The organism is Micromonospora sp. KC213, from assembly GCF_004348325.1.
GTDB lineage: Bacteria > Actinomycetota > Actinomycetes > Mycobacteriales > Micromonosporaceae > Micromonospora.
In genome coordinates, this window is record NZ_SMKF01000076.1 from 1 (window position 1) to 26117 (window position 26117).

A 26117-nucleotide genomic window follows, 5' to 3' on the forward strand; every position below is an offset into this window, starting at 1 on the left:
GGATGGCCGGGTGGGGGCGGTGGGCGAACCGGTCGTCGGGTAAGGGCCCGCCGGTGTGGTGGCAGGTTCGGTGCCGGTCGTGCATCCGGCCATCAGCGCGGCGACGGCTGTCGCGCAGAGCCGACCCGCCCTCGCCCTCGTCACCGTCGGATCGTGCCACAGCCCACCTTGTCCGGGGGGCGGCGTGGGTGGTCTCGATGTCGTCGACACTTTCGCCCGATTGGATACTTCGTCCGTGCCGAAACTGAAGAGCAACATGACGGTCCTTGGCCAGCGGTTGGTGCTCACTGTCGGTTTGCTTGCCGCGATGACCGGGTGCACCGGCAGGACGGGGACGGGTGACACGCCCGCCGGTACCCCCGCGAGCAGCGGCGCGGCGGGCGCGCTCGGGCGGACGTCGAACATCGCCCGCGACGGGATCTTCGACGTGAGCCGAACCAACGAGGCGAGGTCCCGGGTCCAGATCGACGGCGTGTTGCGCGACCCGAAGCGGACGGTGCTGCGGGTCACCGTGACCAACCTGGAAGCCACCGAGCAGTTGGGCATCGACCGGTTCGGCGATTCCAGCTCGGACTACTCGTTCGTCGGGTTCAAGCTGCTGGACCCGGTCGGCGGCAAGCTCTACCACGCGTACCGGCTGGACAACGTGTACGGCCTGGGCTTCGGCAGCCGCCTCAACGAGGTCAAGCTACAGCCCGGGGTGCACTACTCGGCGGTCGTCTATTTTCCACCGTTGCCGCAGAGCGTCACGGCGGTGACCGTGCTGTCCCCGGGCACGACGGGTGAGTTCACCGGCGTGCCGGTCACCGAGGCAAGCTACACCGCCACACCCGCGGCGGCGGACGCGCGCGCCCGAGTTCAGCAGATCCTGGCGATCAACTCACCGCATCCGCCCGGGGCGACCGTCGAACTGCCCGCGGTCGAGCCACCCGCTGACGCGTTCAGCCTGGTCGCCGACGTGTCCGGGCTGGTCGTCGGCCCGGAGCGGGAAACCCTGTCCTCCCCGGCGCAGAGATCTGTGGCGCTGCGTTCGGACATCCTGTTCGACTTCGGCAGGGCGACCCTGACGGGTAGGGCGAAGACGCTGCTCGCCGAGACGGCGAAGGAGATCACGGACGGCGCCGATCCGGCTCGGCCGATCACCGTGATCGGGCACACCGACGGGGTCGGCTCCCCTGGCGACAACCAGAGACTGTCCCAGCAGCGCGCCCAGGCGGTCGAGGCGCAGCTTCGGGCCGCGCTCGGCGGCGGTTGGCAGTTCACGGTCTCCGGCAAGGGGGAGTCCCAGCCGGTGGCCGAGGAGAGGAAACCGGACGGCTCTGACAATCCCGAGGGGCGCGCCCGCAACCGCCGGGTCGAGATCACGTATCCGCGGAAGCCGGCCACCGCCACCGCTGGTCCCGACGGCGCCACGACCACGCAGGCCACGGGGGGCGGGGGTACGCCCGCCGCGTTCCGCGCCGACGACGGCACGGTGGTGGCGGAGCGGGACGGTACGTCGGACAGCCAGACGGACTCCGCCGGCCCGGTGAGGTTCCACCTCAGGGTCTACCCGTTCTACCGCGACGGCGGCTACCTCGTCGCGGTCTTCGACCTGGCGAACCTGTCCGGGACGAGGCTCGACCCCGGCCTGAACTACTTCCGGTCACCCGCCTACCCCGGGCCGGCGTACGCGTCGTTCGGCGTGATCGACCCCGCGACGGGCACCGCGTACCGCACCGCGTTCGTGACCGTCGACAACGTGAAGAGCTACCTCGACGGGCAGTTGCACGGCTGGCAGACCGTGCAGCCGCAGCGGGCCTACATGTACGTACCGGCGCCCCCGGTGGGTGTTCGGTCCGTCACCTTCGACGCCGGGCCGTTCGGCAAGATCGAGAACGTGCCGGTCGGCTGACCGGTGGGGCTGGTTTGCCCCTGGGACCTTCCCGGCATCAAGAAAGTGATGAACTTCCATTATTCTATGCCTCACATTGGGAGTGACCATCCCACTACCCGGAGGTGACCAGATGAATGTTGACCGGTTGAACGGCCCTGCCCTGTCCCTGTTCCGCATGGTGATCGGGCTGCTCTTCCTCTGCCACGGCCTGGCGTCCGTCTTCGGCGTCCTGGGCGGCAACCCCCGTACCGGTGAAGCGGTGCCGGTCGGAGAGTGGCCCGGCTGGTGGGCCGGGCTGATCCAGGTGCTCTGCGGCGCGCTGGTGATGGTCGGGCTCGCCACCCGACCGGCCGCCCTCCTCGCGTCCGGCTCGATGGCGTACGCCTACTTCGTGGTGCACCAACCCGACGGGCTGCTGCCGCTGCGCAACGGCGGCGAACTCTCCGCCCTCTTCTGCTGGTCGTTCGCCTTGATCATGGTGCTCGGCGCGGGCCCGTGGGCGCTCGACGCGCTGTTCCGCCAGCGCCGTGGGCAGGAGGTCCGCTCGACGACGGCCGACCGGAGTTCGGTCCGAGCCTGACCCGGCGGCGGGCACGTCGTCGGATACCGGCCCCCGGGTCTCCGACGACGTGCTGCACGTCGGCGCGGGTGTGCCGCCCGCGCCTGCGGCGGTGGGGGATGGCTCACACCGTGGGAAGCCGGCTGGGCCTGCGCCCCGGATCTGCTTAGACTCCTGCGTACAACTGCATACCTCATCCAGAGGGGCTGAGGGATACGGCCCGACGACGCCCCGGCAACCACCCGCACACTCGACGACGAGTCGACGCGGGCAGGTGCCAATTCCGTCCCCGCCGCACGGTGCGATGCGGGGAAAGATGAGAGGACTCCTCGATATGACGTCGACGCTTCCCGCTCCCGCCGGCATCGACACCGCCACCAGCCCCGCTCGCGCCCTGGTCTGTCGCGCCTGTTCCGCGCGCTACCCGCTGGCCGCCCAGCACGCCTGCTACGAGTGTTTCGGGCCGCTGGAGGTCGACTACGACACCGCCGCCCTGGCCGCCGTCACCCGCGCCCAGATCGAGGCCGGTCCGCAGAACATATGGCGGTACGCCGCCCTGCTGCCCGCCGGTCAGGACCCGGCCACCCGGGTCACCCTCGATCCGGGGCTGACCCCGCTGGTCGCCGCCCCGCACCTCGCCGCCGAGCTGGGCGTCACCGCCCCGCTGTGGGTGAAGGACGACAGCGCCAATCCGACCCACTCGTTCAAGGACCGGGTCGTCTCGGTAGCGCTGACCGCCGCCCGCCAGCTCGGCTTCACCCGCTTCGCCTGCGCCTCGACCGGCAACCTGGCCAACTCGGTGGCCGCCCACGCGGCCCGGGCCGGGGTGCCCTCGGTGGTCTTCATCCCCGGCGACCTGGAGCAGGGAAAGGTCGTCACCACGGCCGTGTACGGCGGCGAGCTGGTCGCCATCGACGGGTCGTACGACGACGTGAACCGGCTCTGCGGTGAGCTGGTGGAGACCGACGAGTTCGAGGACACCGCGTTCGTCAACGTCAACGTCCGCCCCTACTACGCCGAGGGCTCCAAGACCCTCGGGTACGAGGTGGCGGAGCAGCTCGGGTGGCGTATCCCCGCCCAGGTGGTCATCCCGATGGCCAGCGGGGAGCTGCTCACCAAGGTCGACAAGGCGTTCAGTGAGCTGGTCGAGATCGGCCTGGTCGAGGCGCCGGCCGGTGGCTGGAAGGTGTTCGGTGCGCAGTCCGCCGGCTGCAACCCGATCGCCACCGCGCTGCACGACGACCGGGACACCATCGTCCCGGTCAAGCCCACCGGCATCGCCAAGTCGCTCAACATCGGTGACCCGGCGGCCGGCCTCTACGCGCTTGAGGCGGTGCGCCGCACCGGCGGCTGGATGGAGTACGCCGACGACGACGAGATCCGCGAGGGCATCCGGCTGCTCGCCCGCACCACCGGGGTGTTCGCCGAGACCGCCGGTGGGGTGACCGTGGCGGTGCTGCGCAAGCTGGTCGAGTCCGGCCGGCTCGACCCGACCGCCGAGACCGTCGTGTTCAACACCGGTGAGGGGCTGAAGACCATCGACGCGGTGGCCGGCCAGGTCGGCCCGACCCACCGGATCAAGCCGTCGCTGCGCGCCGCCCGCGACGCCGGCCTCCTCTCCTGACGCGCGGGCGGGATCAGATCCCGCCTGCCTCGCCTTGCCCGGCGGGCCTTGTCCGGCCTGGTCCCGTGCGGTCCCCTTGATCAATCCAAGGTGCGGCACGCTGTGGGGTCCGGGGCGCTGCATGCCGCGATGTGCCGCAATTCGGAGCCGTGTAGGCGGGGGAGGATCGCCCGAACGGGGGATGAGGGCGATCCGCCGGGTAACTGGCTTTTTGCTGTGAGTGCCGAAAACCCGCCGTCGGGGACTTGACGGCAGGAAAGGGACGGCGGAAGATGCTCCGTGCGGGAGGGCATCCGCCGGAGACTTTTCAAGTTCTTGCGACCCAACGCCGGAGGCGTTGTGCGGACGTCCCTCCCGACCAACGTCCGAAGGGGCCGGCGGATATTCGCTGGCCCCTTCGTCGTACGGCGGTCAGGCTGGGTGCCGTGGGCATCGACGTCGCACCGCTTCATCCGACCGACGAGGCCGCCATGGCGGCGGCGTACCGGATCGGGGCCGCCGCCGAGGCGGTGAGCCTGCCGGACCTGCCGCCGTACTGTCCGCGGCGGTTCCAGGCACTCGTCGGGCACCCGATGCCCGGCGTCGAGGTGCGCTGGGCGCTGGCCCGGCTCGACGGGACGCCGGCCGGCTGGCTCCGCCTCGAACTGCCCCAACTCGACAACACCGAGAACGCCAGCGTCGAGCTGGTGGTCGACCCGGCGTACCGGCGGCGCGGTGTGGGGCGGGCGTTGCACGAGCACGGCCTGCGGCTGCTGCGGGAGGCCGGCCGCAAGCGGGTGGTCGGCGCGGCCGTGTCGGCCCTGCCCGGCGGTCCGGCACGGGACCCCGCCGGGGACGCCTTCGCCACGGCACTCGGCGCGCACCCCGCGCTCGCCGCGGTCCGCCGCCGGCTCGACACCACCGCCCTCGACCCGGCCGCGCTCGACGCTCTGGCGGCCGGCGCGCGGATCGCCGCCGGTTACCGTACGGTCCGCTGGCGGCAGACCACCCCCGAAGAGTACGTCGCCGACGTCGCCTACCTGGAGGGCCGGCTGATGGCCGACGCGCCCACCGGCGACCTCGAGTGGGAGCAGGAGAACGTCGACGCCGACCGGATCCGGGGCATCGAGCGGGCGCTCGACGCCCGGGGAATCCGTCGGTACCACGTCGGGGCGGTGCACCAGGCGACCGGCCGGCTGGCCGCCTGGACCATGGTCAGCCTCGCCGCGAACAGCACCTGGCACGCCTGGCAGCAGATCACCATCGTCGATCCGGAGCACCGGGGCCACCGGCTCGGCCTGCTCACCAAGATCGATAACCTGGAGCAGGCGCTGGCGTACGAGCCGGACCTGCGGGCGATCGACACCTACAACGCCGCCGAGAACGTCCACATGATCAGGATCAACGAGCAACTCGGCTTCCGCGCGTCGGACGCCTCGGTGGAGTGGCAGCTGACGATCTGAGTTGTGACACGCCCCTACTGATCTGGGCCCACCCTGTTGCATGATGGCGGGCATGACGGAGACCCCGCAGGCCCTGTACGACAGGCACGCCGACACCCTCGACCGGGCGCTGACCGCGATCACCGAGCGGGGGTGCTGGTCGGCCTACCCCGAGTCACCCAGCCCCCGGGTGTACGGCGACACCGCCGCCGCCGACGGGAAGGCCGCCTTCGAGGCGTACCTGGACGGCGACTTCCCCCTCGACCAGCCCGGCGCCGCCGACCGGGTCGCGACCGAGAGCAGCCCGTTCGGGCTCGCACTGAACGTGCGCTACCCGCACGCGGGCGCCGACGAGTTGGTCGCCGCCGCCTCGGCCGCGCTGCCGGCGTGGCGCGACGCCGGCCCGCGCGCCCGGGTGGGGGTCTGCCTGGAGATCCTGGCCCGGCTGCACCGGCACGTCTTCGAGCTGGCGAACGCGGTGCAGTTCACCAGCGGCCAGGCGTTCGTGATGGCCTTCCAGGCCGGCGGGGCGCACGCCCTGGACCGCGCCCTGGAGGCGGTGGCCTACGCGTACGCCGAGATGACCCGGCACCCGGGCACGGCCGACTGGGTGAAGAGCGCCGGCAAGGGCGACCCGCTGCGGATGACCAAGACCTACCACGTGGTTCCCCGCGGCGTGGCGTTGGTGATCGGCTGCAACACCTTCCCCACCTGGAACTCGTACCCGGGGCTGTTCGCCTCGCTGGCCACCGGGAACCCGGTGGTCGTCAAGCCGCACCCGCGCGCCGTGCTGCCGCTGGCCATCACCGTCCGGTACGCCCGCGAGGTGCTGGCCGAGGCCGGCTTCGACCCGAACCTGGTACTGCTCGCGCCGGAGGCCCCGGGCGAGGGGCTCGCCTCGACCCTGGCCCTGCACCCGGCTGTGAAGATCGTCGACTTCACCGGTTCCACCGAGTACGGCGACTGGCTGGAGGCCAACGCCCGGCAGGCCACGGTCTACACCGAGAAGGCCGGCCTGAACACGGTCGTCATCGACTCCACCGACGATTTCACCGGGATGTGCCGCAACCTGGGCTTCACCCTCACCCTCTACAGCGGCCAGATGTGCACCACCTCGCAGAACATCCTGATTCCCGCCGACGGTATCGCCACCGACCAGGGGCGCAAGAGCTTCGACGAGGTGGCCGCCGGCATCGCCGCGGCGGTCGGCAAGCTCACCGCCGACCCGGCCCGGGGCGTCGAGTTGACCGGCGCGATCGTCAACGACGGGGTGCTGGCGCGGCTCGACGAGGTCACCAAGGTCGGTACGGCGGTGCTGGAGTCGCGTACGGTCGAACACCCGTCGCTGCCCGGCGCGGTGGTGCGGACGCCGACCATCGTCCGGCTGGCCGCCGACGACACCGACGTCTACGGCCGGGAGTGGTTCGGGCCGATCTCGTTCGTCATCCCGACCGAATCGACCGCGCACAGCCTGGAGATCCTGCGCGCCACCGTCGGGACGAAGGGGGCGCTGACCGCCGCCGTCTACTCCACCGACGAGAGCGTGCTCGCCGCGGCCGAGGCCGCCGCGGTCGACGTCGGGGTGCACCTGTCCTGCAACCTGACCGGAGGGGTCTTCGTCAACCAGTCCGCCGCGTTCTCCGACTTCCACGGCAGCGGCGCCAACCCCGCCGCGAACGCGGCCCTGACCGACGGCGGGTACGTCGCGAACCGGTTCCGTATCGTGCAGAGTCGCCGGCACGTCTGATCGTGCGGTTGGGGGTTTCCGGGGGAGCCCACCCACTCCGGGCGGTCAGGCTTGATCCCTGCCTGGGCGGGCTCCCCCGGAAACCCTGCCGTGTCACCCTCCGCGGAGCCGGATCGTGGCGGTTTTGATCTCCTGGGTGCTGCCGTGCGTCGGGTTCTCTGGTTGGGGGTCAGGCGGGGCGGCGCATCTGGAGTTCGCGCATGGCCGAGACGGTGGGGTGTGGGACGCGTACGCCGGTGTCGGTGAAGCCGATCCTCCGGTAGGCCCGGTAGGCGCGGTCGTTGCCGACCACCACCTCCAGCATCAGTTCCGGCCGGCCGCACTCCCGCGACCAGGCAGCCACCGCCGCGACCAGGCGACCGAGCAGCCCCTGGCCGCGCCAGGCCCGGCTCACGTACACCGCGTAGACGACCGTCACGTCTGGCTCGTCGGGGGAGGCCATTCCACCGGCGTGCCCGACCAGCCGGCCGCCCGGGTCGGCGACGAACTGGGCGGTGTGGCAGCCCTGGGAGACGTGGGCGATCCGGGCGGCGTACTCGACGTGCGGGCGGGCGGCGGCCTGGGCGATCGTCTCCAGGAAGGCCAGCGGGGAGTCCGCGAGCATTTCCAGTCGCAGCGCCCGCATCCGGGCGGCGTCCGAGGGGCGTACCCGACGGACGGTGGCCGTCCGGGCGTCCGGCGGGGCCGGGGCAGGTGTCATGACATCTGCTTACCGCAGCGATGGCCGCCGATGGGGGCGACGTCGCTCGCGTGTCGGATATTGACCGGTTTGTGGCCGTGCGCCGTCGTCACGCTTCGTGTAGCGTGCGATTTCGGTCACCGATTCAGCGACCGCCGATGATCGCCGAACGAGGGCCGCCGGTGCCGGTTCGCCGGTGTCCGGAGTTGTGAAACGCCGCGCAGAGTGAGGAAGTGCACCGTGGCACAGGGCACCGTGAAGTGGTTCAACGCCGAAAAGGGTTACGGCTTCATCGCCGTCGACGGCGGCCAGGACGTCTTCGTCCACTTCTCCGCCATCGAGATGGACGGCTACAAGGCCCTGGACGACGGTCAGCGGGTGGAGTTCGAGATCGCCCAGGGCCAGAAGGGGCCGCAGGCCGAGCGGGTCCGCCTTCTCGCCTGAGCGGGTTTCGGGTCACTGAGCGGTGGCGGTTGGTCGGACCGCCTCCGCTCGGATGTGGCGGTAGCCGGTCTCTTGGCCGGTGACGAATGCTGCCACCCGTCGCTCAACCCGCGCAGTCTGCGGAGGGCTGTGGGTGCATGGCGAGGTGGGTGAGGCCACGATGACGGCTCCACGCACCCTCATCGGCTCGTACCTGGCGATGGTGGCGTTCAGGAACGTGGACGAGGTCGAACGTTGTCGCGTCGAATTGAGTCGAACGGGGTGGGTCGATGCCGACGAGGTCCTGAGCGCTGCTTTTCGTCTGGCGATACGACGTTGCCTGGGGCCGAAACCTGGTTTCCTGACGATCGGTAAGACCGCCGTGCTCACGTCGAGAATCTTCCCGAAGGGCGACATTGCCGCCGGCGACGTGGAAAAGATCATCCGGATCGGCCTCGGGCAGGACGAGGAAGACCTGAAGAAGCTCAGACTCAAGAATCCTTTTTTGCTGCGGATGCTCGCCTTCGCGGCACTCATCTGGCTTCACAAAGTCCCCGATGTCGAGACGCTGACGATTGTCGTCCAAGCAGAGGAGGACGTGTTCGACGTGGGGTACTCGCCGACTTTGCTGCCGGGTGAGGCCGGTAGCGGATAGCTTCCGGCCGGCCTGCCGCGACCTCTGGGCGACGGACTGGCGGCGGCGTCACCTCCGCACGGAGCCGAGTGGACAGGCCGGCTTCGGAACGGCTCGCACCCTGCCCGGCGGGGCAGCGGTGGGTGGCAGGCACCAGGAAAGATCGTGAGTCGTTTCCAGCTGTCGCCGCCGAGGAGTGCTCATGTCCGACCAGTCCCCACCGGGTGCTCCCGAGCCCGGCCGCGCGGCCTCGCCCGGCTCGGGCGATCAGCCCGATGCCTCGGGCCCGGCGGCGCCCGGGCAGTCGAGCGGCCCCGACCCGTCGGACGCGCACTCCGCGCCGGGCTCCGACGGGTCGGGTCGGCCGGCCGCCGACGTGACCGGGCCGTCCCGGCCGGAGGCGGGCGAGAGTCCCGCCGGGCCGCCGCCCGCAGAGCCGCCGCCCGCAGAGCCGCCGCCCGCAGAGCCGCCGCCCGCCGGGCCGGCACCCGCTGCCGGTCAGCCGGTCGGTCCGTACCCGTGGCATCCGGCCGCGCCGCCGGCACCCCACACCCTCCCGCCCGGTGCCGGCCCGTACCCGGGTGGGCCGTACCCGGCGATGCCGCCCGGTGCCGGGCCGTACCCGGGCTACCCGCCCTACGGCGGCCAGGTCCCGTACGGCTGGCCCACGGTGGGTGGGAACCCGAACGATCCGCTGGTCAACCCACCGTACGCCGGGGTGAACGGCTGGTTCGCGCGCTGCGCCGGGGTGGTGCGTCGGGGGTGGCGGCTGCTGGTGCCGCTGTTGTTCCTCACCCAGGTGCTGCCCAGCCTGGTGATCTCCCTGGCGGCCCTCGGGTTGAGACCGTCCGCCCTGGTGCAGCCGCTCCCGGCCGACGGCTCCCTGGGCGACGATTTCCTCCGCGGGTTCGTCGTCTTCGTTGGCGCCGTCGGCGTGGTCAGTCTGCTGGCCAGCCTGGTGCAGTGTGTCGGCTGGGCCGGTGGCACATGGGTGGTGACCCGTCAGGCCGCCGGTGAGCCAGTCGCCCTCGCCGGCGCACTCCGTTACGGTCTGCGCCGCGCGCTCGGTCTGTGGGGCTGGCAGCTGCTGGTCTCGCTGCTGGTGGTGGCCGGGGTGTGCCTCTTCGTCCTGCCCGGCGTCTACCTCGCCTTCGCGCTCGCCCTGGCCGGCCCGGTCTATCTCTTCGAACGGCACAACCCGATCGGCCGGTCCTTCCGCTTCTTCCACGACCGGCTCGGTCTGACCCTCGGCCGGGTCGGCCTGGTGGCGCTGGCGATGCTCGTCGGAGCCGTGGGCGGGGGAATGCTGGAGGAGATCGTCACCGCGCCGTTCGGCCTCGATCCGCTCGCCTCGCCCGGCTCGGCCGTGGCGGTGCCCGGTCTGATCCTGGTCGCCGGGGTGCTGACCCTGCCGTTCCAGCTGGCCCAGCTCGTCGGGTTGGTCGCCACGTACGCCGAGCAGCGGGCCCACGAAGGCCCGGTGGACGCCGCCCGACTGGCGGCGGAACTGGGCTGAGCGATCCGGAGTGTGCTTGCACTCGGCATGGGAGAGTGCTAAACAAGTCATTGGCACTCGCATCATGTGAGTGCCAATGGTCGGGGCGGTGGGGCCACGGCCGCGGGGGCGTTCCGCAACGTCTCCGGGGCACATGGCCGGTCGTCGCGGGCTATCCGGCCCGGCCGAAGGACGTCGTCGTCGCCAGGTGGCGACGTCCCAAGGTGCGTACACCAGGCGGCCCATCCGGGGCACAAACACTCGGGTGGCCCGTGAGTGTCCAGGAGGACAACGCCGTATGGCCAAGATGATCGCGTTCGACGAAGAGGCGCGCCGCGGCCTCGAGCGGGGCATGAACCAGCTCGCCGACGCCGTGAAGGTGACCCTCGGCCCCAAGGGCCGCAACGTCGTGCTCGAGAAGAAGTGGGGTGCCCCCACCATCACCAACGATGGTGTGAGCATCGCCAAGGAGATCGAGCTCGAGGACCCGTACGAGAAGATCGGCGCCGAGCTGGTCAAGGAGGTCGCGAAGAAGACCGACGACGTCGCCGGTGACGGCACGACGACGGCGACCGTCCTGGCCCAGGCCCTGGTCCGTGAGGGCCTGCGCAACGTGGCCGCCGGCGCCAACCCGATGGCCCTGAAGCGGGGCATCGAGGCCGCCGTGGCCAGCGTCTCGGAGGAGCTGCTCAAGCTCGCCAAGGACGTGGAGACCAAGGAGCAGATCGCTTCCACCGCCTCCATCTCGGCCGGTGACACCAGCGTCGGCGAGATCATCGCCGAGGCGATGGACAAGGTCGGCAAGGAAGGCGTCATCACCGTCGAGGAGAGCAACACCTTCGGCCTGGAGCTGGAGCTCACCGAGGGTATGCGCTTCGACAAGGGCTACATCTCCGCGTACTTCATGACCGACCCGGAGCGTATGGAGGCCGTCTTCGACGACCCGTACATCCTGATCGCCAACAGCAAGATCTCGTCGGTGAAGGACCTGCTCCCCATCCTGGAGAAGGTCATGCAGTCGGGCAAGCCGCTGCTGATCATCGCCGAGGACCTGGAGGGCGAGGCCCTGGCCACCCTGGTGGTCAACAAGGTCCGGGGCACCTTCAAGTCGGTCGCCGTCAAGGCGCCGGGCTTCGGTGACCGCCGCAAGGCCATGCTCACCGACATCGCCATCCTCACCGGTGGCCAGGTCATCAGCGAGGAGGTCGGCCTCAAGCTGGACGCCGCCGACCTCGGCATGCTGGGCCGCGCCCGCAAGGTCGTGGTAACCAAGGACGAGACCACGATCGTCGACGGTGCCGGCGACGCCGAGCAGATCCAGGGCCGGGTCAACCAGATCCGGGCCGAGATCGACAAGAGCGACTCCGACTACGACCGGGAGAAGCTGCAGGAGCGCCTGGCCAAGCTGGCCGGCGGTGTTGCGGTGATCAAGGTCGGCGCGGCCACCGAGGTCGAGCTGAAGGAGCGCAAGCACCGCATCGAGGACGCCGTCCGCAACGCGAAGGCCGCCGTCGAGGAGGGCATCGTCCCGGGTGGTGGCGTCGCGCTGGTGCAGGCCGGCAAGACCGCCTTCGACAAGCTGGACCTGACCGGCGACGAGGCGACCGGCGCGCAGATCGTCCGGATCGCGCTGGACGCCCCGCTGCGGCAGATCGCCGTCAACGCCGGCCTGGAGGGTGGCGTGGTCGTCGAGCACGTCCGCAACCTCGAGCCGGGCCACGGCCTCAACGCCGCCAACGGCGAGTACGTCGACCTGCTGGCCGCGGGCATCATCGACCCGGCCAAGGTGACCCGCTCGGCGCTGCAGAACGCTGCGTCGATCGCGGCGCTCTTCCTCACCACCGAGGCCGTCGTGGCGGACAAGCCGGAGAAGACCCCGGCCGCCCCGGCCGGTCCGGGCGGCGGGGACATGGACTTCTGAGTCCAGCTCCACCAGTACGCCGAGAAGGGGCGGGCCGCGTCAGCGGTCCGCCCCTTCCGCGTCCGTCAGGGCAGTGTCCGCTGGTTGCCCGTCAGGGCAGTGCCCGCTCGTTGCGCCGTTTCTGCGCCCGGTCGTACGGCGGGGGCACCGGGACAGGTTCGTCGACCACGGTGACCGGCTCGTCGGCCGCCTCGTCCGCGCCGGCCAGCTCCGCCAACTGCTCGGCGTCGCCGTAGTCCCGGCGGTCGAACGGCACCGGGGTGGGCGGGTCGCCGACCGGCGCCCAGGGGTCCGGCACCGTGTCGTCGCTCTGCTCGTCGTCCGTGGTCATGACCGCCTCCTCTACCGAAACGGTAGGGGCCAGCGGTCACCGGCGCGGGTGAACCGTGGGATGTCGGGATCGACCCGGTCAGCCGGCCCGGGCCGCCCGGACCGCGGCGTACGCGTCGACGACCCCCGAGCCCTCGGCGGCGGGACCCGCCGCACAGGCGTCCGGGCCGGCCGGCGTCGCGGCGGGTTTCGCGGTCTCCCGCAGGATCCGCCTGGTGCGCTCCAGGTCGCCGACGAGTGCCGGGTTGGCCGACCACATCAGCGCCACCACCCCCGTCACCTGCGGGGTCGCCATCGAGGTGCCGGCCAGGGTGGCGTACCCGCCGCCGGGCATCGCGGAGAGCACGTCGGCGCCCGGCGCGACCAGATCGGGTTTGGTCGCCCCGCCGGTGGCCGGCCCCCGGCTGGAGAACTCGGCGACCTTCCGCTGCCGGTCCACCGCGCCGACGGTCAGCACGTCCGGGTACGGTGCGGGCGGATCGGCGATCGAGCCACAGTACGGGCCGGTGTTGCCCGCGGCGGCGACCACCAGGATCCCGGCGGCGGCCAGCGCGGCGGTCGCCGGGCGCAGTGCCCGGGCGTCGCAGCCCTCGATGGACGGGCAGCCCCACGAGTTGGTCAGCAGGTCGGGTGCCCGGGCCGGACGACCGTCGGTGAACGGGTCACCGCCCGGCGGGAACGGGGCCAACATGAACTGGAGGCAGTCCAGGTAGCGGGCCGGGCTGCCCAGGTTGCGGTCCAGGTTGACGCAGCCCACCCAACCCGCGCCGGGGGCGACGCCGATCCCGTCCCGGCCGACGGCACTGCCGAGGGTGTGGGTGCCGTGCCCGCCCCTGTCGTACGGCGACCTGGCACCCTCCCACGGGTCGTACCAGGAGTCGTCGCCACCCCGGAAGCCGCCGGCCAGCGCCGGATGGCGGCCGTCCACGCCCGAGTCGGAGCTGCCCACCACCACGCCCGTGCCGGTGACCCCCAGCTCCGACCAGACCCGATCGGCGCCGATCATCCGGATGTTCCAGGTGGGGCCGGTGGGTGCGGGCCGATCGCCGGTGCTGGTCGCAGCCGGGGCCGGCAGCGGGCGGGGCTGCTGGCTGACCAGGACCCGGTCCACCTCGGGCCGGCCGGCCAGCCAGGACCGTACGACCGGACCGCCGTCGGTCTCGATCGCGTTGACCAGGTAGTAGGGGGTGGGGTTCAGCCGCAGCCGGGTCAGTTCCCGACGCAGGTCGCCCTGGGTCCGCTCGGCGGTGGCGACCAGTCGCCGGTACACCTCGGCGGCGCGGGCGTCCCGGCCGGCGCGACCCGGCGTACCGGCGGGGACACCGGAGAGGTCCGCCTGCTCGCGCAACACCACCAGCAGCCGTTCGCCGTGCCACCCGGGTTGCCCGAGGCCGAGGTCGACCACCCCGATGGTGCCGAGCAGGACCGCCGCGACCAGCGCGGCCACCCGCCGGCTCGGCACCGGGCCGCGTGGACGGGCCAGCAGCACGCCGTACCCGACGGCGAGCAGGACCGCGACGGCGAGTCCGCCGGCGGCGGCGACCGCCACCCAGAACGGCACGTCCCGGGTGGTGGCCAGCAGGACGGAGATCTCCTCCGGGTCGGTGAAGGCCAGCGGGCCGAGCAGCGCCAGCCCGACCAGCCAGCGGATCCCGACGGTACCGGTCGCGCCGGTGCGGCGGGCCAGGACTCGGAGGGCGGCCAGGGTGAAGGCGACCGGCGGCACGGTGAGCAGGGCCGGTAGCTGCGCCCCGGACTGGCCGGTCCCGGCGGCGAGCAGCAGCAGGGCCACCCCGGCGACCAGGCCGCCGACCAGAACCGACCGGGCCGGTCGGGGCGGTGCGGTGAAGGCGAACGGCGGCCAGAACCGCTCGTCGAGCAGCGCCCCGGCGAGTACGCCCAGGGCCGCCGCGGCGGCCGCCGCGACCAGGGTCTCCAGCAGGCCGCCGAGCGCGCCGAGCCAGGCCCACGGCAGCAGCAGGGCCAGCCCGGCGGCCACCGCGAGCAGGTTCACCGGGCTTGCCCGCCGACTGTCGCCTGTGGCCGCCGGGTGGTCCGCCGGGGCCGGCCCGGTGGTACCGAGGTGGGGCAGCCGGGCGGCGACGACGGCGAGCGCGAGCGCGGTGGCGGCCAACGCGGTCAGGTACAACTCGTGGTGTACGGGCGGCAGCGCCCGCAACGCCCCCAACGCGGCGAGGGCGACCGCGGCGGCCAGCCAGGCGCGTCCGGTGGTGCGCACCGCGGCCGAGCGGGGCAGCAGCGTCAGCAGCAGGGCGGGTAGTCCGATCAGCAGGACGGTGATCGCGCCGACCAGGGGCCAGAGCCACACCCACCGGTTTAGGCCGCTGGCCAGCCGGATCTGGTCGGCCAGCCATCCGGCGAGTTGGAACAGGGCGGTGGTGGCCACCGTCCAGACGCCGGCCAGCACCGCCGCCAGCACCACCCACGGGTTTCCCGACCGCTGTCCGCCGTCGCGTCCGGAGTCAGCTGCCTGGGCCCGCATCCGGAAACAGTACGACAGACGGCCGCATCGCCGCGTGGTCACCGTGCCGGTCGTACCCGCGCCGCCGGGTCGGGGTCGACGGCGAGTAAGGCGAGTAAGAGGTGACGGTGAGTAGCTGAATGTCCAAGGTGGGCGGGGGTGACGTGTCGGTGGCAGCCGAGCAAAGCGGTGCGGGACTCCGGGTCGGCGGAGCCCGGCAGCCGGCGGCGGTGGCAGGCGGTCGGGCTGGTCCTCCGGGATCCGAGCCGGCGATCCGGGGGGAGGCAGTGGATCATGATGCCCGGTATGTGGTCGCCAATGCCAGAATCGAGGGATACCTCTCATCACTCAGGGTGATTGATCGGGGCTGGCGGGGTCCGCTCCGGCTCCACCTCTGCTGCTCGCGCCCCCGGGCGGTTACCGTGGACGCGTGCGCGACCCCAACGTGACCCGATCCACCGCCGGCCAGCTCTCCCCACAGCGCCGCACCGCGGACCTGCGCCGGCTGCGCGCCGAGCGGTTCGACGTGCTGATCATCGGCGGTGGCGTCACCGGGGCGGGCGCCGCGGTCGACGCCGCCTCCCGAGGGCTCAAGGTGGCCCTGGTCGAGGCGCGCGACTACGCCGCCGGCACCTCCAGCCGATCCAGCAAACTGATCCACGGCGGCCTGCGCTACCTGGAGCAACTGGAGTTCCACCTGGTGCACGAGGCGTTGACCGAGCGCGGTCTGCTCGCCACCCGGCTCGCCCCGCACCTGGTACGGCCGGTGCCGATCCTGGTGCCGCTGCCTGCCGGACGTGGCCTGCGCGACCTGCCGGCCCGGGCCTTCCGTCGGGCCTACTACGGCGCGGGGGTGGCCACCTACGACGCCTTCGCCGGGGTGTTCGGCGGTGGCCGGGGAATGCCGCTGCACCGGCACCTGACCCGCGAGGGCGCCCGCCGGATCTTCCCCAGCCTCAGAGCCGAGGGGCTGGCCGGGGCCATCCGCTACTACGACGGTCAGGTCGACGACGCCCGGCTGGTGGTGACCCTGGCCCGCACCGCGGCCAGCCTCGGCGCGACCGTGGTGAGCAGCGCCCGGGCCGTCGGGCTGATCCGGCAGGCCCGCGAGGTCACCGGGGTCCGGGTCCGTGACCTGGAGGCGGCCACCGACTCCCCGGACTCCGAGTTCGAGGTACGCGCCCGGACGGTCATCGGCGCGACCGGCGTGTGGAGCGACGACATGTCGCGGATGCTCAACGACGTCGGGCTGCGTCCCGGCATCCGGGTCCGCGCCTCCAAGGGGGTGCACCTCGTCGTACCCCGCTCGGCGATCGTCGGGGAGACCGGGCTGATCGTACGGACCGCCACCAGCGTGCTCTTCGTGATCCCCTGGGGCGGGCACTGGATCATCGGCACCACCGACACCGACTGGCGGCTGGACCGCTCCCACCCGGCCGCCTCCGCGCGGGACATCCAGTACCTGCTCGACCAGGTCAACACCGTCCTGGACCGGCCGCTGTCCACCGCGGACATCGAGGGCGTCTACGCCGGGCTGCGCCCGCTGCTGGCCGGCGAGGCGGACTCCACCTCCAAGCTCTCCCGTGAGCACGCCGTCTTCGAGCCGATGCTCGGGCTGCTCCTGGTCGCCGGCGGCAAGTACACGACGTACCGGGTGATGGCCTCGGACGTGGTCGACCGGGCCGCCTACCGGCTGGGCGGGGTGCGGCCGTCCCGCACCGCCGACCTGCCGCTGCTCGGTGCCGACGGGTACGCGGCGATGTGGCGGGACCGCGCCGACCTGGCCCGCCGACACGCGGTGCCGGTCGGGGTGGTCGAGCACCTGCTGGAACGGTACGGCACCCTCACCCTGGAACTGCTGGCGCTGATCGAGGCCGACCCGCTGCTCGCCTCGCCGCTGGCCGGCGCCCCGGAGTACCTCGCCGCGGAGGTGACGTACGCGGCCCGGGCCGAGGGGGCGCTGCATCTGGAGGACGTGCTGACCCGGCGTACCCGGATCTCCATCGAGACCGGCCACCGAGGACTGGAGTCGGCGGAGCACGCGGCGGAGTTGATGGGCGCGGTGCTGGGCTGGGACGCGGCGATCCGCCAGCGGGAGGTCGCGCACTACCGGGCCCGGGTCGAGGCGGAACGGGAGTCGCAACTCATGCCGGACGACGCCACGGCCGACGCGGCTCGGCTCGGCGCACCCGACGTACGCGGCTTCGCCGCCGATCGGGGCGCCGACGGAGACAGCGTGGAACTCCCGACCTCCTCCCGGTGACCGGCCGGGGCGACGAAACACCTCAGATATCGACGGTTGTCCGTCCGATGGGTACCAACGCTTACCTACGGTGGGGTAAGTTGCCGCGCGTGGCTCCCACTCAGTGGTTCCGTGTGCTCACGGTCTGCGCCGGTGCCGTCGTCCTGGCGGTCACCCTGACCGCCTGCTCGGTGTTCGTCGGGGACGAGACATCCACCCGGGATCCGAAGGGGACCGGTGCCGGGGGTTCTTCCGGGGCCAACCGGGTCAGTCTGGTGCAGAAGCTCGGTCAGGACGGCCCACTCCGTTCACTCGACGTGGAGCCCGACGGCCGGTGGACGTGCGACGACTGCGCCGGTGACGGGGTCACGTCGACCGGGACGCTCAAACCGGAGCAGGTGCAGCGGCTGCACGGGCTGCTCGCCGATCCCCGGCTGGCCCAGGAGACCGACCAGGTGCGGCAGTACCGAGCCACCTGCATCGACGCGCTGACGTCCAGCCTGCTCACCACGGTCGGCCTGATCACCTCTCAGGACTGCCCGGGCGAGGAGCGCCCGCCGGTGGCGTACGAGATCCTGCTGCTGCTTACCCAGGCCACCCCGGCGGAGCCGACCGCCTGAGGCCGGGGCCAGGCTCACAGCACCTTGCCCGGGTTGAACAGCCCCTCCGGGTCGAGCGCCGCCTTGATCGCCTGGTGCACCCGCACCCCGACCGGGCCGATCTCCCGGGCCAGCCAGTCCCGCTTGAGCAGCCCGACGCCGTGCTCGCCGGTGCAGGTGCCGCCGAGCGCCAGGCCGAGCCGCATGATCTCGTCGAAGGCCCGCCGGCCCCGCGCCACGCTGGCCGGGTCGGCCCGGTCGACCACGATGTTCGGGTGCATGTTGCCGTCCCCGGCGTGTCCGACCACGCCGATCGGCACGTCGCACTCCTCGGCGATCCGGGCGATCCCGTCGAGCAGCGCGGCCAGGGCGCCCCGCGGCACCGCCACGTCGTCGATGACCAGGCCGCCGTTGCCGCCGGGAAACGCCTCGGCGGCGAATTTCTCCATCGCCGGGTGGGCCAGCCGGCGGGCCTGGAGCAGCGCCGCGGCCTCGACGGCGTCGGTGGCCGCGTACACCTCCTCGGCGCCGGCCGCCGCGCAGACCTCGGCGAGCCGGGCCAGGTCGTCGGCCGCGCGTACGCCGGTGTCGGCGGCGGCCAGCAGCAGGGCCCGGGCGTCGGTGCGCAACCCCATCGGCCGGTACGCCTCGATCGCCCGCAGGTGCGTCCGGTCGAGCAGCTCCAGCAGGCTGGGGCTGAGCCCCTGGGCGGCGATGTCGGCGACGGCCACCCCGGCCTCCGCCGTGGAACCGAAGACCGCCACCATGGTCAGCGACTCCTCGGGGACCGGCCGCAGCGACACGGTGACCTCGGTGATCACCCCGAGGGTGCCCTCCGAACCGACGAAGAGGCGGGTCAGGTCGTACCCGGCGACGCCCTTGGCGGTGCGCCGACCGGTCCGCAGCACCTCACCGGAGGCGAGCACCACCTCCAGCCCGAGCACGTACTCGGTGGTGACGCCGTACTTGACGCAGCACATCCCGCCGGCGTTGGTGGCGACGTTGCCGCCGATGGTGGAGGACTCCCAGGAGCCCGGATCCGGCGGGTAGCGCAGGCCGTGCTTCGCCACCGCGCCGGCCAGGGTGGCGTTGACCACCCCGGGCTGCACCACGGCGATCCGGCCCACCGGGTCGATCTCCCGGATCGCGTCCATCGCCACCGTGCTCAGCACCAGCGCGCCGTCGACGGCGTTCGCCGCGCCGGCCAGGCCGGTCCGCGCCCCCTGCGGCACCACCGGTACGCCGTGCCGGGCGGCGGCCCGGACCACCGCCACCACCTCCTCGGTGCTGCGCGGCCGGACCACCAGCAGCGGCGTCCCGGCGGGGCAGAGGTCCGCCTCGTCGCGGCGGTGCACCCGCAGCAGATCCGGGTCGGTGAGCACGGCGTCGTCGCCGAGCGCCGCGCGCAGGTCGTCGAGGAGAGGGGAGCCAACCATGCGGGGAAGGCTAATCGCCGGCGGAAGGGGCGGCCATGTCGTTGTGCGACCGGTCGGCCTGGCGGCGTGGTCGTACCCGTGCCTGATCAACCCAATCGGCGGAGGGCGGCCAGCTCGCGGGCGAGGTTGGCGCGGGCGGGAGCCTCCCCGGCTGCGGCCAGCGGCGGCAGCCGGAACAGCGCGGGGAGGGCCAGCAGGGACTCCAGCACCCGGGCGCGGCCGGCGCGGAAGTCCGGTTCCGGTACGTGCGCGTACTCCCGGCGGATCGCGGCGGCGTACGCGTCGTACGTCTGCCCAGGCGCGGCCAGGATGGTGAGGTCGGCGTCGCAGAGCAGCGCCGCGTCCCGGTCGTCGGCGGTGACCGCGTGCCCGGCGGTGGCCAGGACCAGCCGGCGGACCTCGGCGACCGCGGCGGCGGGCACCCCGGTCCGGGTCAGCAGCGCATCGGCCAGTGTGGCGCTGTCCCGCTCGTTGGCGTCACCGACGGCGCGCGGGTCGTAGACCGCGTCGTGGCACCAGGCGGCGAGCCGGACCAGATCCGGCCGCTCGGCCCACGTCGCGTACCCGTCGACGACATCCAGCACGGCGGCGAGGTGGCGCGGGGTGTGGTAGTGCCGGTGCGGCTCCCGCCAGCGGGCGAGCAGTTCCTCGCCGGCCCGGGTCAACGTCTGGTCGTCGCCGGTGGCCCCGGCGCCCCGCGCCGCCGTCCGCCAGCGCCCGATCAGCTCGCTCACCTCGCCGAGTCTGCCGCACCGCGGCGGGTGGCTACGAATCCGTCCGGCGGAATGAACCGCACCGGCGTGGGTAGTCCCGGCCATGGCCGTGGCCCGGGACCGACGACCGTCGCTGATGCGCCGGGTCGGCCTGCGCGACGCTTCGACGGACGTCGACTCCGCGCGGATCGCCGCGGCCCTGGAACAGCTGCGCCACCGGGGTCGGGCCACCCTGCACGACCGGCTGCACCGGGTCCGCATGTCGTTCGGCCTGGCCGTCCAGGCCGGAGTGGCCGCCGCCCTGGCCTGGTTCGCGGCATACGAGCTGCTGAACAACCCCCAACCGGTCTTCGCGCCGATCTCGGCGGTCGGCACCCTGGCCGCCTCGGTGGGCCAGCGCCTGCGTCGCACCGTCGAGCTGATCATCGGGGTGGCGGTCGGGGTCTTCCTCGGCGACGTGCTGATCTACCTCCTCGGCACGGGCGGCTGGCAGCTCGGGCTCGTGGTGACCTCGGCCATCGTGCTGACCATCTTCTTCGGCGGCAGCGTGGCCATCGTCATCCAGGCCGCGGCCACCGCGGTGCTGATCGTCACGCTCAGCCCATCCACCCAGGACCTGGAGATACCCCGCTTCGTCGACGCTTTCGTCGGCGGCGGGATCGCGCTGCTGGTGACGGCGATCCTGCTGCCGCTCAACCCGCTCCGGGTGATCAACCGGGCTGCCCGGCCCGCGCTGGACCTCCTCGCCAACCAGCTCGACAACTGCGCCGCGGCGCTGCGCGAGCGGGACCGGGACAGCGCCCAGCGTGCCCTGGAACGGCTCCGGGAGAACAAGGAGGAGCTGGCCGCCTTCACCGAGGCGATCGAGGGCGCCAAGGAGACCATCACCATCTCCCCGGCGCGCTGGCACCGCCGCGACGAGCTGACCCACTACGCGGAGGCGGCCGACCCGGTCGACCGGGCGATGCGCAACAGCGGCACCCTGATCCGGCGGGCGGTCACCCTGATCGAGGACGAGGAGGCGATTCCCGAGCCGATGCCCGACGCGGTGGCCCATCTCGCCGAGTCGGTACGCCTGCTGCGGCACGAGTTCGCCGCCGGTGAGGAACCGAGGAGGGCGCGGGAGCGGTCGCTGCGCGCGGTCAGCGAGGCGGGCCGGGCGTACGCGCAGGGGGTCGGCTTCTCCGGCAGCGTCGTGATCGCCCAGGTGCGCACCACCGCCAGCGACCTGATGGTCGCCTCCGGCATCTCCCAGGAGGACGCGAACCGGTTGGTCCGGCAGTCCTTCGGCGACCAGGAGAAGCCGGCCGGCGAGTCGGCGGGGCAGTCCGTGGCCCCGAAGCCGCCCGCCGCTCCGCCGGTGGGCTGAACCGCCCGACACGAGTGACTACGCTGACCGCATGGCCGTCACCCCGCCCGGCTGGCCCGTGCCGCCGCCGACCGCGCCCGCCGTCCCACCACCGGGAGCGGTCGCGCCCGGGATGCCGTCGCGCCGGCTCGGCTGGCGACGGGTGCTGGTGCTGACCGGGGTGGTGCTGTTGATCGCCGCCTGCGCGGTCTACATGCTCTACACCCTGGGCACCAACCTCGGCCTGGACGCGCTGCTGGTCGGGGTCGCCGCCGCGGTCCTGCCGGTGCCGGTCCTGGTGGCGTGCTTCCTCTGGCTCGACCGGTACGAACCGGAACCGTTGAAGTATCTGGTCTTCTGCTTCGCCTGGGGGGCGTTCGTCTCCACCGCGGCGTCACTGACCGTCAACAACGCCGGCGCGCAGCTCTTCGAGCGCTGGGAGCTGCCCTCGGCGCTGACCGCGGTGCTGGTCGCCCCGTTCATCGAGGAGCTGACCAAGGCGCTCGGCCCGATCCTGCTGCTGGTCTTCCGCCGCCGCGAATGGTCCGGCATCACCGACGGTCTGGTCTACTGCGGCCTGTCCGCGGTCGGGTTCGCCATGGTGGAGAACATCCTCTACCTGGGCGGTCTCGGCTACGCCTCCGGTGTCGACGAGTGGGGCCCGGCCACCGGAGTCCGCAACGTCATCATCATCTTCATCACCCGGATCCTGTTCTTCGGCTTCGCCCACCCGCTCTTCACCTCGATGACCGGGGTGGGACTCGGCATCGCCGCCCGTACCGCCGACCGGCGGGTGCGCGTCCTCGCCCCGGCGGCCGGCCTGTTGCTGGCGATGATCCTGCACGGCACCTGGAACCTGCTGCCGTCGCTGGTGCAGGCCACCGGCCAGGCGGCGATCTTCTTCTTCGGCATCGTCGCGCTGATGGTGCCGATCTTCTTCGGCATGGTCGGCTTCGCGGTCTGGCTGCGTGCCTGGGAGGGGCGGCTCACCGAGCGGGTCCTGCCGGACTATGTCCGGGCCGGCTGGCTCACCCCGCCGGAGGTGGCCGCGCTGGGCAGCCTGGGCCGGCGGCACGCGGCGCGGGTCTGGGCCCGCCGGGTCGCCGGTGAGCCGGGCCTGCGGGCGATGCGCGGCTACCAGTTCGCCGCCACCCGGCTGGCGTTGCTGCGCGACGGCATGCGTCGAGGACTGGACCGCAAGGTGGCCGATCGGGAGCGTACCGCCCAGGAGGAGCGGCAGTTGCTGGAGGCGATCAGCGCGTACCGGTCGTTCTTCGTGGGACGGGATCCGCAGGCCCCGGTCGGGACCTGGGACGGGCAGCGCTACCACCTGCGCTTCCCGGACGGGTCACAGCGCCCGGTCGAGGCCCCGGACTCGCCGGTGGTGCCGATCCCGGTGGTGCTGGTCCCGCCGCCGCCGTACCCGGGGCACCCGGCCGGTCACGGCCCGTCCCACTGGCCCGGCCCGGGTCCGGCCGCGCCGTGGCCGACCGGCCGGCCCTGAGCCGGCTCGCGCCCGTTGTTGCTCGGCGCGGATCAGGCCAAACCGCCCGTCAGGTCATCAGGGTGGTGAGGAAGTCGCCGAGCCCCTGGGCCATGGCCATCAACCCCGCCCCGATCGCCTTGAACATCTGCGCGGCGCCGTCGGGCCGGAACGCCATGAAGTAGATCAGGAAGGCGACGCCGCCCCAGAGCAGCAGCTTCTTCACGAGTACCGGCATCGTCCCTCCCCAGGGGCGCTGGATGCGCCTGGCTTCCCACCGGGAAGCGGCACAAACAGCCGCGCCCCGGTGGCGGGGACGGCGGACGGATCACCCGGTCGGGCGGCTACAGGTAGAGGCCGGTGTTGCCGGTGGGCTCGTTCTCCACCCGTTCGGCGGCGACGGCGTGCACGTCACGCTCCCGCAGCAGCACGTACCCGCGGCCGTGCAACTCCACCTCCGAACGGTCGTCCGGGTCGAAGAGCACCCGGTCACCGGAGACGATCGAGCGGACGTGCGGGCCGACGCCCACCGCGGTGGCCCAGGCCAACCGCTTGCCCATGGCGGCGGTGGCCGGGATCACGATGCCGGCGGTGGAGCGGCGCTCGCCCTCGCTTCCCTCCATCCGCACCAGCACGCGGTCGTGCAGCAGGCGGATCGGCAGGCCGGAGTCGAGATTCTGGTCGGCGGTCACGCGAAGACGCTACCGCGTGCCCCGGTTACGGTCGTCTGGTGGTTGAGCCCGGCCAGCCGGGGCACCGTGTGGCGGAACTGCCATACGGTGAGGCTGTCGGACGTACCCTGTCCGGGCCGTCGTGCTTGGCGGCCCGGTTTCTTCCCAGGAGGTGTGCTTGAGCCGCTTCGAGCGGGTACGCGCCGGACTCCGCCGCGCGTACGAGTCGGGACGGGAGTCGGTGCGCGGTGCCCGCACCGGCGCCACCGGGGGCTCGGCGGAGTCGGGGGTGGCCTCGCCGGCGTCCCCCGGGCCCGTGGCGGCGCCGTCGGCCACCGTCGTCGGTGCCGAGCCCCCCGGCGAGTTGCACAACTCCACGACCAGCCGCGACGACGCCGACGTGCCGCACGCACTGCGGATCGCGGCGGCCTGGTCCTGGCGACTGATCGTGATCGGTGTGGTGGCCTGGGCGCTACTCAAGATCGTCGGGACGATCAGCATCGTGGTCATTCCCCTGGCGGTCGCGCTGCTGCTCTCCGCGCTGCTCGCGCCGGCGGTGGGCTGGCTGCTGAGGCTGCGGCTGCCGAGGTCGCTGGCGACCGGAGTGGTGCTGGTCGGCGGCCTGGCCGCGGTGGTCGGCACGCTGACCCTGGTGGTCAACGAGTTCATCCAGGGTGTGCCGGAGCTGAGCGAGAAGTCGTCGCAGGGCGTACGGCAGATCCAGAACTGGCTCAAGACCGGTCCGCTGCACCTGTCGGACAACCAGCTCGACCGGTACATCGACGAGGGTCAGGCTTGGGTGAACGCCAACACCGAACGGTTCACCAGCGGCGCGCTCTCCACCGCGACCACCCTCGCCGAGGTGCTGACCGGGGCCGTCCTGGTGCTCTTCGCCACCTTCTTCTTCCTCCGTGACGGCACCAACATCTGGCGTTTCCTGGTCCGGCTGCTGCCGGTGGCGGCGCGCTGGAAGGTCGACGACGCGGGCCGGGCCTCCTGGGCCACGCTCGGCGCGTACGTCCGGGCCACCGTGCTGGTCGCCTTCATCGACGCGGTCGGGATCGGCATCTTCCTGGTCATCTTCAAGGTGCCCTTCGCGTTCCCGCTGGCCGCGTTGGTGTTCCTGGGCGCGTTCATCCCGATCGTCGGGGCGACGCTCTCCGGCGGGGTGGCGGTGCTGGTGGCGCTCGTCGACAGCGGCCCGGTGACCGCGCTGATCATTCTGAGCGTGGTGATCGGGGTGCAGCAGGTGGAGGGGCACGTGCTCCAGCCGTTGATCATGGGTCGGGCGGTGGCCATCCATCCGCTCGCGGTGATCATCGGGATCGCGGCCGGCGTGGTGCTGGCCGGCATCACCGGTGCGCTGGTCGCGGTGCCGCTGATCGCGGTGCTCAACACCGCCGTACGCCGGCTGGCCGCCCGTTCCGTGCCGGACACGCCGCCGGACGCGGTGGTGGTCGCCGCCCAGGCACCCTGACCTGCCGTACCGTCGGCACCCGCGTGGCCCCGCGAACGTCGCCGGTTCGCCGTCGGCGTCCGCGGGGTCGCTCGCGGGGTCGCCGCTAGCTGCGCCGTTCTGCGTCGTCTCCCGCCGCCGTTTGCGGCATTCCGTGCCAGCCCAGCCCGGTCCCGGGGTCAGGGACGGGTCAGGGCGGCGCTGGTCAGGTCTGGGCCAGGCGTTCGAGGGCGCCGCGGGCCACCTCGGGCCGGGTGGTGTACCAGAACGGAGGCAGCGAGCGGCGCAGGAACGGTCCGTAACCGCGCGCGGTCTCCAACCGGGAGTCGAGCACCGCGACCACGCCGCGGTCGCCGGTGGACCGGATCAGCCGCCCGACGCCCTGAGCCAGTCGGACCGCCGCGATCGGCACGCTGACCGCCGAGAAACCGGAGCCGCCGCCGGCGTCCACCGCCGCGGCCCGGGCCGCCGCGAGCGGCTCGTCGGGCCGGGGGAAGGGCAGCCGGTCGATGACCACGAGCTGGCAGGAGTCACCCGGCACGTCCACTCCCTGCCAGAGCGACATCACCCCGAACAGGCAGCTCGACCGCTCCTGGCGGAACCGACGGACCAGCAGGGGCAGCGCCTCCTCGCCCTGGAGCAGCACCGGCAGATCGGTGCGCCCCCGGACCAACTCCGCGGCCTGCTGCGCGGCCCGTCGCGACGAGAAGAGCCCGAGGGTACGCCCACCGAGCGCGCCGACCAGCGCCAGCAGCTCCTCGCCGGCCACGTCCGGCAGCCCGGACACGCTCGGGCGGGGCAGGTGCGCGGCGACGTAGAGGATGCCCTGCCGGGCGTAGTCGAACGGGGAACCGACGTCCAGCGAGCGCCAGCCGGGCCCTTCGGTGGCCGGAACGGTCCCGGTGGCGGCCCGACTGCCCGGCGCGGCAGCCACCGGGGCGGTGGGGGCCGCCGCGTCACCCCGGGCGGTGCTGGCGG

The 26117-nt window shown here is 72.7% G+C and carries 22 protein-coding genes and 1 riboswitch; of the genes, 14 read left to right on the plus strand and 8 right to left on the minus strand.

Translation table 11 applies throughout. The annotated features are described in order from the left end of the window. The first annotated feature begins 235 nt into the window (after positions 1–235). The 5 genes from E1166_RS16770 to paaN all read left to right on the plus strand — a co-directional run bounded on the left by E1166_RS16770 (position 236) and on the right by paaN (position 7227). Positions 236–1894: an OmpA family protein gene (locus tag E1166_RS16770; RefSeq protein WP_132339972.1), complete on the plus strand. Its 1659-nt coding sequence runs from the start codon at positions 236–238 to the stop codon at positions 1892–1894. 112 nt (positions 1895–2006) lie between these two features. Then, positions 2007–2456 carry a DoxX family protein gene (locus E1166_RS16775; protein ID WP_132339974.1) on the plus strand — a complete coding sequence of 150 codons (450 nt, stop codon included), beginning with the start codon at positions 2007–2009 and terminating at the stop codon, positions 2454–2456. A gap of 169 nt (positions 2457–2625) precedes the next feature. Then, positions 2626–2758: riboswitch (SAM riboswitch) on the plus strand. Between the two features lie 11 nt (positions 2759–2769). Beyond that, complete coding sequence (thrC, locus tag E1166_RS16780) at positions 2770–4059, plus strand: threonine synthase (RefSeq protein ID WP_132339976.1); 1290 nt, start codon at positions 2770–2772, stop codon at positions 4057–4059. Between the two features lie 470 nt (positions 4060–4529). After that, positions 4530–5501 (plus strand): GNAT family N-acetyltransferase, encoded by a 972-nt coding sequence (locus tag E1166_RS16785; protein WP_132340004.1) that lies wholly within the window; start codon positions 4530–4532, stop codon positions 5499–5501. A gap of 52 nt (positions 5502–5553) precedes the next feature. Next, a complete protein-coding gene (paaN, locus tag E1166_RS16790; protein ID WP_207914276.1) occupies positions 5554–7227 on the plus strand; it encodes a phenylacetic acid degradation protein PaaN in 1674 nt (557 codons plus the stop codon). 169 nt (positions 7228–7396) lie between these two features. Here the strand turns inward: paaN and E1166_RS16795 are convergent, their stop codons facing one another. Continuing rightward, positions 7397–7927 (minus strand): GNAT family N-acetyltransferase, encoded by a 531-nt coding sequence (locus E1166_RS16795; protein WP_132339980.1) that lies wholly within the window; start codon positions 7925–7927, stop codon positions 7397–7399. 219 nt (positions 7928–8146) lie between these two features. On the opposite strand from E1166_RS16795, the gene E1166_RS16800 reads away from it, so the two are divergent. From E1166_RS16800 to groL, 4 genes are all read left to right on the plus strand, one after another. Next, positions 8147–8350, plus strand: coding sequence for a cold-shock protein (locus E1166_RS16800; protein ID WP_132339982.1), 204 nt, complete (start codon positions 8147–8149; stop codon positions 8348–8350). A gap of 133 nt (positions 8351–8483) precedes the next feature. Continuing rightward, positions 8484–8984 carry a hypothetical protein gene (locus E1166_RS16805; protein WP_132339984.1) on the plus strand — a complete coding sequence of 167 codons (501 nt, stop codon included), beginning with the start codon at positions 8484–8486 and terminating at the stop codon, positions 8982–8984. A 181-nt stretch (positions 8985–9165) separates the two neighbouring features. Then, positions 9166–10479 carry a hypothetical protein gene (locus E1166_RS16810; protein ID WP_132339986.1) on the plus strand — a complete coding sequence of 438 codons (1314 nt, stop codon included), beginning with the start codon at positions 9166–9168 and terminating at the stop codon, positions 10477–10479. 277 nt (positions 10480–10756) lie between these two features. Beyond that, positions 10757–12379, plus strand: a complete 1623-nt coding sequence (groL, locus tag E1166_RS16815; protein ID WP_132339988.1) for a chaperonin GroEL — start codon at positions 10757–10759, stop codon at positions 12377–12379. A gap of 91 nt (positions 12380–12470) precedes the next feature. Here groL and E1166_RS16820 read toward each other — a convergent pair whose 3' ends face one another. Then, the gene (locus E1166_RS16820) at positions 12471–12710 is read right to left on the minus strand and encodes a hypothetical protein (protein WP_243710387.1); all 240 of its coding nucleotides are present in this window, start codon (positions 12708–12710) and stop codon (positions 12471–12473) included. Positions 12711–12788: 78 nt separating this feature from the next. After that, positions 12789–15212 carry a S8 family serine peptidase gene (locus tag E1166_RS16825; RefSeq protein WP_132339990.1) on the minus strand — a complete coding sequence of 808 codons (2424 nt, stop codon included), beginning with the start codon at positions 15210–15212 and terminating at the stop codon, positions 12789–12791. Between the two features lie 424 nt (positions 15213–15636). Here E1166_RS16825 and E1166_RS16830 point away from each other — a divergent pair, with 424 nt between their 5' ends. Then, positions 15637–17454, plus strand: coding sequence for a glycerol-3-phosphate dehydrogenase/oxidase (locus E1166_RS16830; RefSeq protein WP_207914280.1), 1818 nt, complete (start codon positions 15637–15639; stop codon positions 17452–17454). 89 nt (positions 17455–17543) lie between these two features. Continuing rightward, entirely contained in the window at positions 17544–18053 is a 510-nt protein-coding gene (locus tag E1166_RS16835; protein WP_243710388.1) for a hypothetical protein, read from the plus strand. 14 nt (positions 18054–18067) lie between these two features. On the opposite strand, the gene E1166_RS16840 is transcribed toward E1166_RS16835, so the two are convergent. Further along, on the minus strand, positions 18068–19468 hold the full coding sequence (locus tag E1166_RS16840) for an FAD-linked oxidase C-terminal domain-containing protein (RefSeq protein WP_132339996.1): 1401 nt from the start codon (positions 19466–19468) through the stop codon (positions 18068–18070). Positions 19469–19554: 86 nt separating this feature from the next. Further along, on the minus strand, positions 19555–20202 hold the full coding sequence (locus E1166_RS16845) for a metal-dependent phosphohydrolase (RefSeq protein ID WP_132339998.1): 648 nt from the start codon (positions 20200–20202) through the stop codon (positions 19555–19557). Between the two features lie 115 nt (positions 20203–20317). On the opposite strand from E1166_RS16845, the gene E1166_RS16850 reads away from it, so the two are divergent. Continuing rightward, positions 20318–21550 (plus strand): FUSC family protein, encoded by a 1233-nt coding sequence (locus E1166_RS16850; protein ID WP_243706342.1) that lies wholly within the window; start codon positions 20318–20320, stop codon positions 21548–21550. 31 nt (positions 21551–21581) lie between these two features. Further along, on the plus strand, positions 21582–23033 hold the full coding sequence (locus E1166_RS16855) for a PrsW family intramembrane metalloprotease (protein WP_132340000.1): 1452 nt from the start codon (positions 21582–21584) through the stop codon (positions 23031–23033). 49 nt (positions 23034–23082) lie between these two features. Here E1166_RS16855 and E1166_RS30995 read toward each other — a convergent pair whose 3' ends face one another. Further along, positions 23083–23250, minus strand: coding sequence for a hypothetical protein (locus E1166_RS30995; RefSeq protein ID WP_165942676.1), 168 nt, complete (start codon positions 23248–23250; stop codon positions 23083–23085). A gap of 106 nt (positions 23251–23356) precedes the next feature. Further along, the gene (locus E1166_RS16860; protein ID WP_132268049.1) at positions 23357–23704 is read right to left on the minus strand and encodes a co-chaperone GroES; all 348 of its coding nucleotides are present in this window, start codon (positions 23702–23704) and stop codon (positions 23357–23359) included. Positions 23705–23825: 121 nt separating this feature from the next. Here E1166_RS16860 and E1166_RS16865 point away from each other — a divergent pair, with 121 nt between their 5' ends. Beyond that, complete coding sequence (locus tag E1166_RS16865; protein WP_132340002.1) at positions 23826–25160, plus strand: AI-2E family transporter; 1335 nt, start codon at positions 23826–23828, stop codon at positions 25158–25160. Between the two features lie 184 nt (positions 25161–25344). Here E1166_RS16865 and E1166_RS16870 read toward each other — a convergent pair. Beyond that, positions 25345–26117: ATP-dependent DNA helicase (locus E1166_RS16870; protein WP_243710389.1), on the minus strand; the 773-nt coding region annotated here is incomplete at its 5' end.